This is a genomic window from Rhizobium aureum (assembly GCF_030182495.1).
GTDB classification, from domain to species: Bacteria; Pseudomonadota; Alphaproteobacteria; order Rhizobiales; family Rhizobiaceae; genus Rhizobium; species Rhizobium tropici_C.
In genome coordinates, this window is record NZ_JAQJCI010000023.1 from 52,458 (window position 1) to 67,599 (window position 15,142).

Below are 15,142 nucleotides of genomic sequence, written 5' to 3' on the forward strand. Positions count from 1 at the left end.
AATCCGACTGAGGTTTCTCTGCCCGGGTGCAAGGCCCGGGCAGATCGATGAAAAATTGCGGTTACTTCGTAACGGCCTTGGCCTGGTCTTCAGGCGGCAGCTCGGACGAGAGATAGATCGCGCCGGGCAGATCCTGGCGGCACTTCACGGCGCTGGCACCACCGGCGACGGAATCTTCGAAGGCCGGGGCCTTGAATGTTGCGTCCGCCGGCGGCTTGCCATCGGTTGCCAATGCCACCGCCCACTGGACGGCAAGACGAACGTTGTCGTTGCCGGTGGCAACGGTGAACAGCTTGAAATCAGGGTTGCCGGCCTTGTTGGCCTCGTAGAAGCAGCCAAGCGAATTGCCATCGGAGGTCGCGATCGCCGGGATTGATTTCCCCTGTTTCGTGAACAGCGGCAACGCCCCGACCATCGACGGACCGAAATCGGAAATGATCACGTCGATCTTCGGGTTCTTGGCGATTTCGGCGGTCAGCACCTTCTGGGTCAGGGCCGGATCCCAATTGGTGACGGCGAAGGGAGCCTGGTTGACGAAGACGTACTCGTCGCCCAGCTCCTTTTTGGGGCCCTTCAGCTCGTCGAGGCCCTGGCTGTTGCCGGCCGGTCCGCTGAGAAACAGCAGGTTTCCACCCTTGGGCAGGATCGACTTGATCCACTTGCCCCAGGTCTCGCCATCGTTTTCGAACGAGGCGCCGACGAACTTCGAATAATTCTGGCCGTCCTTGCCGCCGACGGCGACGCGATAGGGAACGACGACCTTGCCCGACTTGTAGACGCTGGTCAGCGCCGGCAGAACGGCCGGTCCGGCATCGCCGAAGACGACCAGCGCATCGACGCCCTTGGCGGCCATACTCTTGATGTCCGAGATCGATTTCTGCGTATCGCCCTGACCGTCCGCATATTCGTACTTGGTTATGCTTGGACACAGCTCGACGGTCTGCTTGCCTGAAGCGGTTGTCACCTGACGCCAGCTGTTGCCACCGTAACCGTCGAGCAGTGCCAGCGTCGCCTTCTTCGGCCCGCACCAGGATGGTGTTTCCGCCCTGGCGAAATCCGCGCTGGCGAAAGCCGTCACGCCAAAAGCCGCGGCCAGTGCCAATTGCTTGACTGTAGAATGGTATTTCATTGTTTCTCCTCCACTTTTTTTGCCCCAGTCGATGGTCTTGCGTTCATCGTCCAATGGAACGAGTAAACACCGATACCAAAACCCAAGGCGAGCGCCTGGATAATGGTTTGAGCCGAAAACGGCACACCGACTGTGAGTGCGAATTGGCTCAGTTGGTTCAGGAAAAAGGCCGCTATGACGGTCGAGATCGGGAAGCCCCTGCCGCCGAGCAGCGATGTGCCGCCAAGAACAACGACGGCGACGGACGGCAACAGCAGGCTGTCGCCCTGGAAGGCCGTCGGCTCTCGCGTAATGCCGGCGATCAGCGTTCCGGCCAGACAGTAGAGCACTTGCGCCCACACATAGGCCATCATCTGGTGAGCGCGCACCCGCAGGCCGGCCGCCTGGCATGCCAGCGGATTGGCGCCGATCGCTTCGAACCTGCGGCCTGCGACCGTCTTCTTGAGTGTGAACGAGACGACTACCATGGCGACAACCGCGAAGCCGACGGAGTTGGGGAGCCCGAACATCTGGCCTCCGGCGATCGTGGCCAGCAGGTTCGTCGTGATGGACGGAACGCCACCGGATACGGCAAATACGGCACCGTAAAGCAGTGCGTTCGTTCCGATCGTAGCGATGATGGCATTCAGCCGCAAAAGGCTGACAAGAATGCCATTAAGCAGGCCGGCAACGAGCGCAATGCTAAGCGAGAGCAGCACGGCTTGGTAAAGCAACGCGTCGTCTTGCTGCGGGTAGTGCGTGGCGATCACCACAGCAAGAGACACGGCCCCTGGGAGGGAAAGATCGAAGCCACCCTGCTGCACCACAAGCAACTGCCCAAGACCGACGATCGCGATGATCGCGGCGAAAGGTAGGCTTCCAGAGAGGGCGCCGGATGACAGACTGGACGGCGCGAAAACACCGCAAAGCACAAGAAGAAGCAAAGTCGAGAGCGTGACTGTCAGGAAGCTTCGCGCCAGCGGTATCGCCATGAAAGGCTCCTTGATCCGCCGATTAGGAGCGATGGAAGTGATGTTCGTCATCGAAGCGTCTTTCCGCATTGTTCACGGCAGAACTCCCCGTTCCGCGACGGCACGCACCGCGGGTAGAAAGTCAACAAAGATGAATTCCGGCGTAACGCTAGAGCTCGCGCCCCTTGATCGTCCGGACGACCCGTAACGAAGAGTGGCTCAAATTTTTGTCGGGGAGGAAGTGCGGATGTGGTTTCGGACGCAAAGCCTCATACTCGGCATAATAACCGCTGCAGGCGCATCCAGCCTGCGCGAGCCAGTCTCGGACCTTATCCCAATTGATTAAGCGTACCGCTCTCATTTTCTCTCCTCCTTCGAAAACTGGCCGGGCATCGAAACTCAGTCGCCGCCGCGTCAGGCGTTGCCGCCTATCGTCGGGCGCCACTCGTAAATACTGACGGTCGAATAGACGCCATGGCGCACGAACGGATCTTCCGAACTGAACCGGCGCATATCGTCCAGCGAGGCAACCTCGGCAATGACGACACCGCCGCTTCCCTTCCCGGCGCAGTCCAAAATCGGTCCTGATTGAACCACGCGGATACCTCCTGAGCGAAGATGACGTTTGTGATCTTCGAGATGAAGTTCGCGCGCATCCGCCTTGTCGGGGTTGGATATTGCAACACGAACTGCAAGCATCGTCTCAGACTCCTCACCAAACTCTCTATTCGCTCCCCTCGAGCGGCCGGCGACTTGTAAATATCGCAGCGATGATGGTACGCGGACTGAGAACAAAGGAAACAGAGGATTTATCCATTTTGGACGTCCGCTATTCCACCCTTCCACGCTCCCGTCCTTCAGCGCCAGGGTAGCTCAGATCACGCTCCCAAGGGTGCCTCTCCGTGGAATGCACGATCAAGCAATGCGATCAACGCGGGCTTCTCAAGCTCGCGTGGATTCCAGTAAGCGCTGGCCAGTGCCTGTTCGACAGCGCTCTCGACATTGCCATCGGGCATTCCGAGACCCTTCAGCGACATCGTCGCCCCAAGCCGCTTCGCAAGATCAAAAAGACCTGTAGCCGGATCATCAACGGCCATGGCCCGCGACAGACGTTTCATGGCCGCTGGCGCAGCCGGCGCGTTGTAGGCGACAGCATGCGGAAGAACTGCGGTGTGCAACGGGGCATGGGGCAGATTGAACATTCCGCCCAGCGTATGGCAAAGCTTGTGATGCAGCGCCATGCCGACCGAGCCAAGGCAGACGCCGCAGAGCCATGCCCCGTAGAGTGCATCGGAGCGCGCGTTGCGGTTACCAGGATCGGCGTGAATAAGCGGCAGCGAACGAGTGACCGCCGATATTCCCTGTTCGGCCATCAACGAGATGATCGGGTTCGCTTCCCTAGCATAGAGCGCTTCCACGGCGTGCGCGACAGCGTTTATGCCGCTGGTCACCGACAGCGCGACCGGCAGGGTCAGGGTCAGATCCACGTCATATATGACGACTTCGGGAAGAATGCGCGGATCAGACTTGGTGACCTTGCGACCACCTTCAGTTTCCCCCAGGATCGGCGTTGCTTCCGATCCCGCATATGTCGTCGGCACGACGATCTGAGGCAGGTCGGTGCGAAATGCGATCGCTTTTCCAAGTCCGGTGGTTGAGCCGCCTCCGACCGAAAGCACGGCATCGGCCGAGCAATCCTCGATCCACCGCATAGCATCGGCAGTCACTTCCACGGGAGTGTGCATCTGCGCTTTCGAATAGGTTCCGACGACGCGCGAGCCCAGATGTCCGGCAATGTTGGTAGCCTGCCCGGCCTGCTCGGGCGTCGAGAGCACGAGAATTCGCTTTGCCTTCAGCCGGTCTGCTTCCTCGGGGAGGCGCACAACCGTACCGCTGCCAAAGACGACGCGGCCGGGATTTCCACTATAGACGAAATCTTCCAATGCGGGCTCCTAACGCGTCTGATCTGGTCTTGCGAGAACGAAATCATAATCGGATCGCCAGAGCGTTTCACCGCCTTCGACCCGCGTGAATGGCGCGACAAGTGTCTTCTTGACGCCGAATACCGTGTCCGATTCCAGATAGGGATCACCGCCGACGAAGGTGTGCGTCACCAGCTTCTGAAAGCCCTCTGCACGCACCATGTAATGCATATGCGCCGGGCGATACGGATGGCGGCCGAGGCTTGCCAGCATCTTTCCGACCGGCCCGTCGTCGGGGATGGGATAGGACACCGGCTTGATGCCGATGAAGCTGTAGCGTCCGTCTTCAGCAGTCACGAACACGCCGCGATTGTTCCATTTCGGCTGGATATCGGGCTGCTGGACGTCGTAATAGCCTTCCGCATTGTCGGACCAGACATCGATCCTCGCTCCGGCTACAGGATTGCCGTCGAGATCGAGCACGCGCCCGATGAAGAGACAGCTCTCGCCCTTGCCATCCAGGCAGATCTGATCACCCATTCGGCGTACCGGAGCGCCCTTAACATGGAACGGGCCGAAGACCGTGTTTTCGGTCGCCCCTTGCGGCCGCCTGTTGTTGATGGCGTCGACCAGCATGGAAAGACCGAGCGTGTCCGAGAGCAGGATGAACTCCTGCCGCTCCTGCGTGCAGATCTGCCCGGTTCGCGTCAGGAAATCGATGCCGATTTCCCATTCCTCCTGCGTGAGTTCGGTCTCGCGAGCGAAATTATGGAGATGCTTGACGAGAGACGCCATGATCTCGGCAAGCCGCGGATCGACGGTCTTGGCCATGCGGGCGTTGACGGTGTCGATCGAGTTTTCTTCGGTGAAATATGCGGCCCGCGAAGCCGGTGTGGTGAGGTCGGCACCCATGCGATCCTCCTTAATCAAGGTATGATGCGATCCGCGCGCAGGCGGTCGAAAGCGTCGGTGAAGGACTGGGTCGTGTCCTGGTAATCCAGAAAGCCGAGTTTGCGGCTGCGGCCCATGTCATTGAAGGTTTCCACCTGACGTCCGAGATCTGCGTCCGAATGCCAGAAGGACGCGACGCGCGTGAGCGCGTTGGGTTGCAGGCCATATTTCCTCACCATCCCATCCCAGATCTCGCCCGCCCCTGCCATTTGGATTTCCAGCGGATCTGGCGCACCTGAATAGGGTGCCGCCTCAATGCCGAAATAGGCGGCGATCCGAGGCCAGAGCCATTTCCACCGGAAAACCTCGCCGTTGACGACATTGAAGGCGAGATTGGCGGCATCCTTCGTGGTTGCGGCCCATCGAAGATGCCGGGCAAGCAGGCGTGCATCGGTGACATCCGTCGCCGCCTGCCATTGCTGCGGCGATCCCGGGAAGATGAAGGGTTTATCCGTCTCCTTGCAGATCGATGCGTAGACGGCGAGTGTTGCCGCCATATTCATCGCGTTTCCGATGGCATAGCCGATTAGCGTATGCGGTCGGTGGATGGACCACGTAAACCCATCGCGGGCGGCGGCGGCAAACACCTCGTCTTCCTGGACGTAGTAGAAGTTTTCACCGGGTAGGCGCGCCTGCTCTTCGCGAAACGGCGTTTCTGGTTGCGTCTTCGCGTAAGATTCGAACGGACCGAGATAGTGCTTGGTGCCGGTCGTCAACGCGACATGTCTGACGCTCCCGCCTTGCAAGCCGTCGAGCACATTGCGGACGATTGCTCCGTTCACCTTGCAGTTTTCCGCTTCCGTCTCCTGGCGAGACCAAGCGGTGATGAAGACGTGGGTCGGCCTCAAGCCAATCAGCGCGCCGCGGACGGAAACCGGATCGACGAGATCGCACTGAAGCGTTTGTACGCCGGCAACAGGGCTGACGGATCGGGACAGGCCAGACACGCTCCAGTCATCCGAGGCCAACAGGAGTTCAGCGAGGTTGCTTCCGGTAATGCCGGTCGCGCCAACAATCAGGGCATGCTTGCTCATGTTTCAACCGTTCAACAGGGTGATCTTGATACTCTTGGTCGGATCCTGCCCGAAGGCGAAGGCCTGGACTGCCTCCGTCAGGGCAAAGTCATGCGTCTGGATCGGCGACAGATTGATGCCCGTGCGTTCCAGGAAGCGAATAGCGGCGGGCCAGACGCCCGGCGAACCAATACAGCCGCGCACGGTTAGGTTCTTCATCTGAATCTGGCCGATCGTGACTGGCACCTTGCGGCCGATATTGATGCCCACCATTGACATACGGCCCTCTTCGCGAGCGTAGTCGAAGGCCGCAGCAAGCGACGCATCGTGGCCAGAGGCCTCGATGACAAGATCGGCACCGTGCCCGTTCGTCAGTTCGCGGATCTTTTCGGCAGCACCACCATCGGTCGGATTGATCGCCTCGTCGGCACCGAGGCGCTTTGCCACCTCACGGCGCGAGGCCAGCGGATCGACAACGATGACGCGGGCACCCATACCGATCGCCGCCGCGGCCGAGACCAGGCCAATGGTGCCGCCGCCCGAGACTACGACGGTCTCGCTGGCATTGGTGCCGCCGGAACGCAGCACCGCATAGAAGCCGCAGGTAAAAGGCTCGATCAGCGCCGCCTTCTTGTCATCCACGGCATCGGGCAGTTTGTGCAGCCATTCCGGATTGACGGCGAAGAACTCGCGGTCGGCGCCGCTCATGGAGAAGCCGAAATGGTGCAGCCGCTCCGGCGTCCTCACGACGCATTCGCCCACAACCCGGTCCCCCCTCTTGAAGCCCTTGACGTTGCGTCCGACCTCGACGATCTCCCCGCTCCATTCGTGACCTGGGGTCACGGGATAGGAAATCGGGATGATGTAGCGCCCGGCCAGGAGCTCATAGTCGGAGTGGCAGATGCCGACGGCCTTGGTGCGAACCAGAACCTCGTTCGGCGAAACGTCGGGCATGCCGACATCGGCGATAGCAGGCTTTTCGGGTGCCTCGAAAACCAGAGCTTTCACGTCATCCTCCTAGACCTCGACCAGCGCGCCGCTCTTCGACGAGCGCACGATGGCTTCGAGCAATGCAATATTGTTGATCATCTCCTCGCCGGTGATCGGATAATCCGCCTCGCCGCGAACAGCCTTAGCAAAAGCCCTGAGATTGTCGCGGACCGGCTCGGCCGGCGCCACCTCACGCACCGTGATCGGCTTATTCTTCCAACCCTCTGTGATGATCCAGCCGTCGGGTGCTTCGACATGCGCCTTGTCGCGCACTTCGATCCAGCCGTCCGTACCGAAGATGGCGAAACGCGAGATGAAGGGTGTGGCAAGTGTCGCCGAGATATAAGCTGAACCACCATCGGCAAAGCGGATATGGGCGCTCATCGTATCGCCCTGCGGAATATTTGAAGCGAGGTTTTCGCAAACGACGCGGACGTCCTTTGCGGGGCCCATCAGTTTGACGGCAAGGTCGGTCAGATGGATGCCAGTTGCGGTCATGCCGCCGGCAGGTGCCTGATCAGCCTTCAGCCGCCAGTTCGACGCGTCGAGACCGAGGAACTTGTCGTGGCTGAAATTCGCCTCGATCTGTAGTAGCCGGCCGAGCTTTCCCGATTTGGCTGCCTCTAGGATCTCGGAGATCGGCGGCTCGAAACGACGCTCATGGCCCATGCCAAGAACAAGCCCAGCCTTGCGGCAAAGCGCAACGGAGGTTTCGGCACCAACTCGGGTCAGATCGAGAGGCTTTTCGCAAAAGACATGCTTGCCAGCGGCAACGACACGGGCGATCTGCTCCCGATGCAGCGAATGTGGTGTCGCGAGCACGACCGCTTCGATGGTCGGATCGGCCAGAGCCTCATCCATGTCGGGCGAATATTGCAGACCCATCTGGGCAGCGAAGGCGGCCGCGTCAGGACTGGGATCGACCGCGCGCACGAAATGCATCTGCGCTCCGCCGTCATTGACGAGGCTCGCCATCTTGCGACCCCACCAGCCGAGGCCAACGAGCGCCGCCACGACCGGGGTTTTCTCGATCACGGTCATCGATTGTCGACCCGCTTGCTGAAGGGGTGGATGTTGACAGACTTCCAGACGCCGGCCTTGGTAAAGGGATCGGCCTTATTGAAGGCGACGATCTCTTCCTTGGTGTCGGCTTCGAAGACGAAGAGAGAACCGATCATGGTTTCGTTATCATCGGCGAGCAGAGGGCCGGAAATTACGGTCTTGGTCTTGCCGGCCGAAAGATAGGCCTTGTGGGCATCGTAATTGGCAAGCCGCTTTTCGACGGCGCCTTCGTGATCGAGGCAATGAACTGCATAAAACATCGATTATTCCTTTCGAATTCAAGCGATAGAGTAGCCGCCATCGACCATCAGCAGCTGGCCAGTGATGCCGCTCGCCGCATCGGAGAGCAGGAACGCCACGGTTGCAGCAATCTCTTCGGGTTTGATCAGACGGTTTGCCGGCGTGTCATCAAGCCACTTCTGCATGACGGCAGGCTGCGTGCGGCCAACCTCGGCCAACATCACTGTATCGGTGTATCCTGGGCCGACCGAGTTGACACGCACGCCTGAGCGCGCCCATTCAGCCGCCAGAACCCGGCACATGTGAGCGACGCCAGCCTTCGAAACATCGTAGCCGACATGTAGCTCAGGCCGCACGGCTTTGACGCCGGCAATCGACGCCGTCATCACCACCGAACCACGTCCGGCCCACACCATCGAGCGCGCGAAAGCCTGTACCGTCCAGAAGACGCCGTCGAGATTGACGGAGATGACGGTGCGCCAGTCCGCCTCGCTATGCTCCAGCGCCGGGCGTTCATACGACATGCCGGCATTGGCGAAGACACCGTCGAGAGCGCCAAAACGCTCACCGACCTTCGCCGCCACAGCCTCAACTGAACTCTTGTCGGCAACGTTGAACGTGACGGCCTCAGCCTTTCCTCCCGCCGCGCGAACGGCATCGCGCGTGTTTTCGACTGCAAGATCGCGATCGGCAGCCACGATGTTTGCGCCGAGCGAGGCGAGATAAAGGGAAGTCGCGCTGCCGATACCGCCGGCGGCACCCGTGATCAAAAAAGTCCGACCGCTAAGATCCATCGGGTTTTTCATGATCAGGCCTTCATGTTGACGAGGATTTTCATGTGGGTAGCCTTAGGGTCGAGCAGCGCCTCGAAGCCCTTTTCGACCACGTCTTCGGGCGCGATCTCGGCCGTGACGACCTTTTCGACCGGGAAAATGCCAGCGCCGATCATCGAGGCAATGCGGGGCCAGATCGTCACCGGGTAGCACCAGGTTGCCTCGACCGTAATGTCCTTCAGCGCCCAGAGCATCGCATCTATCGCTGCCGGCTTCACATGCAGGCCGACCTGCACGACCGTGCCGCGGCGGCGCACAGCCTTGACGCAGAGGTTCAGCGACGCTTCGGCCCCGACGCATTCGAGCGCGACATCGACACCGACGCCTTCCTCGGTCTGGTTACGGAACAGCTTCTCTGTATCCGTTTCGCGCGGATCGAAGACGATCGCCTCGGGCACCAGCTGTTGTGCTAGCGCGCGGCGGTTCGGATTGAGCTCGGAGACGAAGATCTTAGTCGCGCCGGCGGCCCTGGCCGCGAGCAGAACCAGCGCGCCAATCGGCCCGACACCTGACACGAGCACACTGCTGCCGCTCGTCACACCACCGCGATCGACACCATAAACGGCTACGGCCGCCGGCTCGATCATCGCGGCTTGAACGTCCGAGACCGTATCCGGGACCGGAATGGCGTTGTAGCCGTTGACGACGGCGCGCTCGCCCATACCGCCCCAATCCCAGGAAAGTCCGACGACAGCCATGTTTTCGCTGAGATGGAAGAGGCCGCGACGACCGTAATAATCATCGCGCGGCGAAATCAGCGGCTGGATGGAAACGCGCGAGCCCGGCGAGACATGCGTGACGTTCTTGCCCACCTCCAGGACACGCGCCGAAAACTCGTGGCCCAGGATCTGCGGAAGGATAGCGCCGGAATAGGAGTTGGGGGTTGCCGGCGTGACGATAGGGCCTGCGATATATTCGTGAATGTCCGTGCCGCAGATGCCGCAGACCAAGGGCTCGATCAGCACCATGTCGTCGCCGAGCGGACCGCTGGGTGCCGGCACATCTTCGATTCGGATGTCTCTCTTCGCGTAGTATCGTACAGCCTTCATCGCAATGCCTTTCGTGATTGCAGTTGGTGGCCGCAGTCGCGGACCAGTCGTATGTGTTTCAGATCAGGACCATGCCGCCGTCGACCATCACCGTTTGTCCGGTGACGTAATCCGATGCATCGGAGGCGAGGAACGTCGTTACGCCTGTGATATCTTTGGGAAGCGAGACGCGCCCGAGCAGGATGGATTGGGAGAACTCGTTGAGCGCCTGTTCCGGCTTCTCGGTCAGCCCATGCTCGATGAATTCACGGTCGAGCTGCTCCCAAAGCTCCGTCTTGACGACGCCGGGGCCAAAGCAGTTCACAGTGATCCTATGCTCAGCCAATGCGCGGGCCGCAGCCTGAGTAATGGCGACGACGGCAAATTTCGACGCACAGTAATGCGCAAAGAGTGGATAGCCCTGCTTGCCGGCGATCGACGCGGTATTGATGATCTTTCCGCCGTCGCCCTGGGCGATCATCTGCTTGGCTGCTTCCTGCGTCCCGATCAACACACCCCGACCGTTGATCGCCATGATCCGGTCGAAGTCCTCGTCGGTGACTTCAAGGAACGGGCAGGTCTGGCTGATGCCGGCATTGTTGAACATCACATCAAGCCGGCCGAAATGCGAGACCGTGGTTTCGATCAACGCCCGAACGTCCTTACGGCTCGATACGTCCACCCCGACGGCAATGGCGCTGCCGCCCTGCGAAGAAATCTTTGAGGCGGTCTTCTGCGCAGCCTCCGCGTTCAGATCGGCAATGACGACATGGGCGCCCTTGTCGGCAAGATCCGAAGCTATGCCGTCGCCGATACCCCGTGCTGAGCCTGTTACGATAACCACCTTGCCGGCAACGGCTGCAACGACGCTCGATCCCATTTCATGCTCCTCCAACATGCCGGCAACCGGCAACAAAATATCGTCCGCGGCAGCACTGAGCTTCCGCGCTTTCTTTTTTTCTGACGGCTTATTCCTCCCAAGGAACCGCCGTGCGATCCGGGATTGAAGCTACGGGTGAATACGGGCTTCGACAAATCTTTAATTATCCGAAACGGATATTTTCAATACAGCAAACAATCTGCCTGCGGCGTTAGTATTTCCGTAGGAGGAGAGTGCATGCGTCGCGCGGTCCGACGGCTCGATTGGCTTGTTCGAGCTCCTTCGTGAAATGACGGCATCGAATATTTCTGGATCGCAGCTGCCTCCAGGGAAGAAAGGTTATGCATGAGCGACACGTTGAGAGTGGGTTGGGCGGGCATCGGAAAGATGGGAGCCCCCATGAGCAGGCGCGTTCTGGAGCGCGGATATCCCCTGTCCGTCTATGAACCGCTGCCGGAAAACCGCGCGTCGGTCGTCGCCCAGGGCGCGAACGTCGCGCACAGCCTCGAGGATCTCGTCGAGGCCTCGGACGTGATCATACTCACGATCCCGAACGATGCCATTTTGCGCCAGCTGACGCTCGGGCCATCGGCACTCGTCGATCTCCTCAAGCCCGGCCAGATCCTGGTAGAGATGAGCACCGTCTCGCCCGAACTCTCGGCCGAAGTCGCCGAGGCACTCGTCCGCAAGAGGGTCGCCTATCTTCGCGCGCCGGTTTCAGGCAGCACCGTCACGGCATCGTCAGGGATGTTGTCGGTGATGGTTTCGGGACCTGAAGCGGATTACCGCAAGGTCGAGCCGGTTCTTGCAAGCTTTGCGGCGAAGCAGTTCTATCTCGGCGCGGGTGAAGAGGCTCGTTATCTGAAACTCGTCCTGAACGCCCTGGTCGGTGCGACCGCAGCCTTGCTTGGAGAGGCCCTTACGCTCGGGCTCAAGGGAAATCTCTCAGTCGAGACGATGCTGAATGTCATCTGTGAAAGCGCCGTCGCCTCGCCGCTGATCGCCTACAAGCGGGACCTGCTGGTGAAACGGAATTTCGATCCGGCATTTTCGGTTTCGCAGATGATGAAGGACTTCGATCTCATTCTCGGCGCTGCGAAGTCTGACCACGTACCGATGTATCTCGCCTCTATGATCCGCCAGCAATATGAGGCCGCCTTCGCAGATGGTCTCGCCGAAAAGGACTTCTTCGTTCTCTTCGAACAATACGAGCGCCTTGCCGGTTTGAAGCGAGATCAATCCGGATCATCGCACGTACTCAAGGCCATATAGGCAGACTGGTGAAAGGACGACTTGCCAGCTAGTGTGATCGTCGGAAACGCGACGGTTTGGGAGGCCGACGTGAACGAATATGAGATGTTGCGCGTCATCGATTTCATCGAGAAGACGCGCCGGCCCTTTCGAGAGGTTGTGGCGGAGGCCGACGATGATGCCATCTGGCTTATCGTCACCTTCCTGATCAAATCGCATATTCTCAGCCAGACGGTTTCGATTTCGACCCTTGGGCAGGAATCCGGCCTGCCTTACGCGACGTCGATGCGGCTGATCAACAGGCTGATCGACAGCGGTTACATCGCCAAGGTTGCGAAAGGTTCTTCGGGCAAGAGCTTTGCGCTGCAGCCCAGCGAGCAGCTTCTCCGCTCCTTCGAAGTCTACGCGCGAAAGACGAAATCCCTTCTTGCGCAGACCCTGGGCCTGCGTGCCGGCGAAGAGGAAGACGAGTATTATTTCGGCGGGACTCCTCTTGGGTCGCAGATAATTCCGCCAATGCGTCTCGTCCAGAAGCGTGCTGAATCGCAGATCGAACTGCGCTTCCTGTTGAACGACGACAATTACTTCTCGGCCATGCGCAACATGTGGGCCGACTTTCGCAATAATCTCGCCTCGCGCAAGAATTTCGATCTGCTGCCGCTTCCCGAGCTCTATCGCCGGGCGCGTGAGAATGGCGCCAAGCCGCGCTCCGATTACGACGTTATCGCGATCAACATGCCCTGGCTTGGCGAGTTCGCAGAAAGCGGCGTCATCCGGCCTATTGACCAATATGTCCAGAAGACCGGCATCAATCCGCTCGACTTCCACCCGTCGATCTGGTCGGCCGCGACCTGGGAGGGCAAGGACTACGGCGTCCCGGGCTATTGCACGGTCGAGTTCCTGGCTGCGCGCAAGGATCTATTTACCGATGCTGGCCTGTCCTTTCCCAAGACCTTCGACGAGGTCGTCAGTGCCGGGCGCAAATTCCATGCACCTGATGACGGGATGTACGGCGCCGTCTGGGATGGCGCACGTGGCATGCCGATCGCGTCGAGCTTCCTGTTCTTCATGGGTGCCTGCGGCCATCCCGCCATTTCGCTTCGCAAGACGCGTTCAGGCTTCACTCTCGATGGAGCCAATCTCGAGGAACTGAGCTGCACCATCCTGTCCGATGCCGGATTTGCGGCACTCGATTATATGCGCCGGCTAATGGAAATATCACCGCCGAAAATCCTCGAAATGGCATGGGATCAGACACTCGAAGTGTTTTTGAAGGGCAAGGCAAGCCTTGGTTACTTCTGGACCATGCGTGCGGCTCGCTTCGAATATGACGTCCAGTCGGTGGTCAAGCGCCGGGTCGAGTATTTGCCGCAGCCGTTCGGGCCTGGAGGCACCCGCGTCTCACCGATCGGCGGCTTTCTCTTCTGCATTCCGACCAATCTCCCCGAAGAGCGCGTCGAACTGGCCGCCGATGCGATAGCTTGGATGGCGTCACGGGAAGCTATGAAGGCGCATGTGAAGAACGGCTTCCCGGTCGCGCCGCGTTTTTCTGTCAGCGCCGATCCGGAAGCGGCCGCGAGCTCACCGATCGTGCGGTTCGTCGACCAATTGGCAAAGAAGAACCTTCTTCATAACTGGCAACGCCCCAATATCCCGCAATACACGACGATCGAGAAGGTTCTGGGCGAAGAGATCCATGACGCCCTGCTGGGTAACAAACCACCAAGACTTGCTCTCGAGGACGCGTCGGCGCAGATCGAAGCCAGTCTTAAATCCACGCAAAGAGACTGGGTCACGCGAAGCGCGGTCTAGCGCAACGCAAAGCGGCGGTCCGAACGAACCGCCGCTTGATCTCTCATGACTGGCTCAAGCAGCACTATTTGATGATGCCGAGCTTGCTGCGGTCGGTCGTCAGCGCCACTGCGATCAGCGCAGTGAGGCCGAACACGATGTTTTGTGCCGTCGGTTGCACGCCGATGATGACCGTCACGATGCGCAGCCAGGATGTGATCAGGCCGCCGACGACCGCCGGAAACAGCCCGCCGACGCCGCCCGAGATTGCAGTGCCGCCGAGCACAACACCGACGATGGACAGAAGCAGCAGGTTGCCGGCAAGCGTCGGCGAACTGAATGTGGTGATGGAGATCAGGAACAGACCCGCGATCGCCGCACAACCGGCCGAAATTGCAAAGATGACGGTGCGGACGGCGACGACATTAACGGCAGACATGATTGCGGCCCGCTCCCCGGTGCCGAGCGCGTAGATGTCCCGTCCAAACCGCAGATATCGCATCAAAAAGCCGAGCACCGCGACAACGACGATCAGCGCAATTATCGTGTTCGGGATCTCTGCGGTGCTGTTCGAGAGATAGGCAACGAAAAGATCATTTTCGGGGATCGGCTCCGCCGTCGCGTTTGAAAGAAGCAAAGCAAGCCCTGACAACATGCTGAGCATGCCGAGCGTGACGATGAAAGATGGCAGCTGGAGCCAGGAATGCAGAAAGCCCTGGGTCGCACCGAATACCATGGCGAGCAGGATGACGACGAGGGACGTCCATGGGCCAAAGATCGGATTGAGGACGACGACAAGGACGCCGGTGAGTGAAGCGACGCCGGCGACCGACAAGTCGATACTGCCCGCTAGGATCGGCAACGTTCCGCCAATTACCAGCGCAATGATCGGCGCCGCATCGGACAGGAAACTCAGGAGCGAGTCCAGCTCGATCACGCCGGGGGCAATCACCGCGCTGATCGCCACAAGCGCAATCAGAACGGCCAGCGGTCCGAGCGATCTCATCAAGCCCGGCCCTTGGCTGCGGAGCGCCGAGATCAGCGCGCTGTCCAATGTATTTTCCATGATCGTCAATCCCTTATCCGAAGTCCAACTTGCGGG

The 15,142-nt window shown here is 59.9% G+C and carries 15 protein-coding genes; 2 read left to right on the forward strand and 13 right to left on the reverse strand.

Going from position 1 to position 15,142, the window contains the following annotated elements:
• Positions 1-61: 61 nt before the first annotated feature.
• The 12 genes from PH552_RS30385 to PH552_RS30440 form a co-directional block, all read right to left on the reverse strand.
• Complete coding sequence (locus tag PH552_RS30385) at positions 62-1,129, reverse strand: substrate-binding domain-containing protein (protein WP_285166519.1); 1,068 nt, start codon at positions 1,127-1,129, stop codon at positions 62-64.
• Positions 1,126-2,151: an ABC transporter permease gene (locus PH552_RS30390; RefSeq protein ID WP_210209427.1), complete on the reverse strand. Its 1,026-nt coding sequence runs from the start codon at positions 2,149-2,151 to the stop codon at positions 1,126-1,128. The genes PH552_RS30385 and PH552_RS30390 overlap by 4 nt, the downstream gene beginning before the upstream one ends.
• A gap of 342 nt (positions 2,152-2,493) precedes the next feature.
• Positions 2,494-2,778, reverse strand: a complete 285-nt coding sequence (locus tag PH552_RS30395) for a YciI family protein (RefSeq protein WP_113250188.1) — start codon at positions 2,776-2,778, stop codon at positions 2,494-2,496.
• Positions 2,779-2,957: 179 nt separating this feature from the next.
• Positions 2,958-4,022 carry a maleylacetate reductase gene (locus PH552_RS30400; RefSeq protein WP_113250189.1) on the reverse strand — a complete coding sequence of 355 codons (1,065 nt, stop codon included), beginning with the start codon at positions 4,020-4,022 and terminating at the stop codon, positions 2,958-2,960.
• 9 nt (positions 4,023-4,031) lie between these two features.
• Positions 4,032-4,913 (reverse strand): intradiol ring-cleavage dioxygenase, encoded by an 882-nt coding sequence (locus PH552_RS30405; protein ID WP_113250190.1) that lies wholly within the window; start codon positions 4,911-4,913, stop codon positions 4,032-4,034.
• Positions 4,914-4,927: 14 nt separating this feature from the next.
• A complete protein-coding gene (locus tag PH552_RS30410; RefSeq protein WP_113250191.1) occupies positions 4,928-5,986 on the reverse strand; it encodes an SDR family oxidoreductase in 1,059 nt (352 codons plus the stop codon).
• Between the two features lie 3 nt (positions 5,987-5,989).
• Positions 5,990-6,973, reverse strand: a complete 984-nt coding sequence (locus PH552_RS30415; protein ID WP_113250192.1) for a zinc-dependent alcohol dehydrogenase — start codon at positions 6,971-6,973, stop codon at positions 5,990-5,992.
• 9 nt (positions 6,974-6,982) lie between these two features.
• Positions 6,983-7,996 (reverse strand): Gfo/Idh/MocA family protein, encoded by a 1,014-nt coding sequence (locus PH552_RS30420; RefSeq protein ID WP_285166520.1) that lies wholly within the window; start codon positions 7,994-7,996, stop codon positions 6,983-6,985.
• Entirely contained in the window at positions 7,993-8,277 is a 285-nt protein-coding gene (locus PH552_RS30425; protein ID WP_112343044.1) for a YciI family protein, read from the reverse strand. The genes PH552_RS30420 and PH552_RS30425 overlap by 4 nt, the downstream gene beginning before the upstream one ends.
• An 18-nt stretch (positions 8,278-8,295) precedes the next feature.
• Positions 8,296-9,063, reverse strand: a complete 768-nt coding sequence (locus tag PH552_RS30430; protein ID WP_113250194.1) for an SDR family NAD(P)-dependent oxidoreductase — start codon at positions 9,061-9,063, stop codon at positions 8,296-8,298.
• Between the two features lie 2 nt (positions 9,064-9,065).
• The gene (locus PH552_RS30435; protein ID WP_113250195.1) at positions 9,066-10,139 is read right to left on the reverse strand and encodes a zinc-binding dehydrogenase; all 1,074 of its coding nucleotides are present in this window, start codon (positions 10,137-10,139) and stop codon (positions 9,066-9,068) included.
• Between the two features lie 58 nt (positions 10,140-10,197).
• Entirely contained in the window at positions 10,198-10,998 is an 801-nt protein-coding gene (locus PH552_RS30440) for a glucose 1-dehydrogenase (RefSeq protein WP_113250196.1), read from the reverse strand.
• A 345-nt stretch (positions 10,999-11,343) separates the two neighbouring features.
• Between PH552_RS30440 and PH552_RS30445 the strand changes: the two genes are divergently transcribed.
• Both PH552_RS30445 and PH552_RS30450 read left to right on the forward strand, forming a co-directional pair.
• Positions 11,344-12,270: an NAD(P)-dependent oxidoreductase gene (locus tag PH552_RS30445; protein WP_113250197.1), complete on the forward strand. Its 927-nt coding sequence runs from the start codon at positions 11,344-11,346 to the stop codon at positions 12,268-12,270.
• A 69-nt stretch (positions 12,271-12,339) separates the two neighbouring features.
• On the forward strand, positions 12,340-14,061 hold the full coding sequence (locus tag PH552_RS30450; RefSeq protein ID WP_285166521.1) for an extracellular solute-binding protein: 1,722 nt from the start codon (positions 12,340-12,342) through the stop codon (positions 14,059-14,061).
• Between the two features lie 64 nt (positions 14,062-14,125).
• Here the strand turns inward: PH552_RS30450 and PH552_RS30455 are convergent, their stop codons facing one another.
• Positions 14,126-15,106, reverse strand: a complete 981-nt coding sequence (locus tag PH552_RS30455; RefSeq protein ID WP_162736988.1) for an ABC transporter permease — start codon at positions 15,104-15,106, stop codon at positions 14,126-14,128.
• Positions 15,107-15,142: the final 36 nt, after the last annotated feature.

What these genes read in the sequence shown, in the direction of transcription:
- PH552_RS30420 (WP_285166520.1), bottom strand. Translation starts at nt 7,996, where the DNA reads ATGACCGTGATCGAGAAAACCCCGGTCGTGGCGGCGCTCGTTGGCCTC.
- PH552_RS30385 (WP_285166519.1), bottom strand. Translation starts at nt 1,129, where the DNA reads ATGAAATACCATTCTACAGTCAAGCAATTGGCACTGGCCGCGGCTTTT.
- PH552_RS30410 (WP_113250191.1), bottom strand. Translation starts at nt 5,986, where the DNA reads ATGAGCAAGCATGCCCTGATTGTTGGCGCGACCGGCATTACCGGAAGC.
- PH552_RS30395 (WP_113250188.1), bottom strand. Translation starts at nt 2,778, where the DNA reads ATGCTTGCAGTTCGTGTTGCAATATCCAACCCCGACAAGGCGGATGCG.
- PH552_RS30435 (WP_113250195.1), bottom strand. Translation starts at nt 10,139, where the DNA reads ATGAAGGCTGTACGATACTACGCGAAGAGAGACATCCGAATCGAAGAT.
- PH552_RS30425 (WP_112343044.1), bottom strand. Translation starts at nt 8,277, where the DNA reads ATGTTTTATGCAGTTCATTGCCTCGATCACGAAGGCGCCGTCGAAAAG.
- PH552_RS30455 (WP_162736988.1), bottom strand. Translation starts at nt 15,106, where the DNA reads ATGGAAAATACATTGGACAGCGCGCTGATCTCGGCGCTCCGCAGCCAA.
- PH552_RS30430 (WP_113250194.1), bottom strand. Translation starts at nt 9,063, where the DNA reads ATGAAAAACCCGATGGATCTTAGCGGTCGGACTTTTTTGATCACGGGT.
- PH552_RS30440 (WP_113250196.1), bottom strand. Translation starts at nt 10,998, where the DNA reads ATGGGATCGAGCGTCGTTGCAGCCGTTGCCGGCAAGGTGGTTATCGTA.
- PH552_RS30445 (WP_113250197.1), top strand. Translation starts at nt 11,344, where the DNA reads ATGAGCGACACGTTGAGAGTGGGTTGGGCGGGCATCGGAAAGATGGGA.
- PH552_RS30405 (WP_113250190.1), bottom strand. Translation starts at nt 4,913, where the DNA reads ATGGGTGCCGACCTCACCACACCGGCTTCGCGGGCCGCATATTTCACC.
- PH552_RS30390 (WP_210209427.1), bottom strand. Translation starts at nt 2,151, where the DNA reads ATGACGAACATCACTTCCATCGCTCCTAATCGGCGGATCAAGGAGCCT.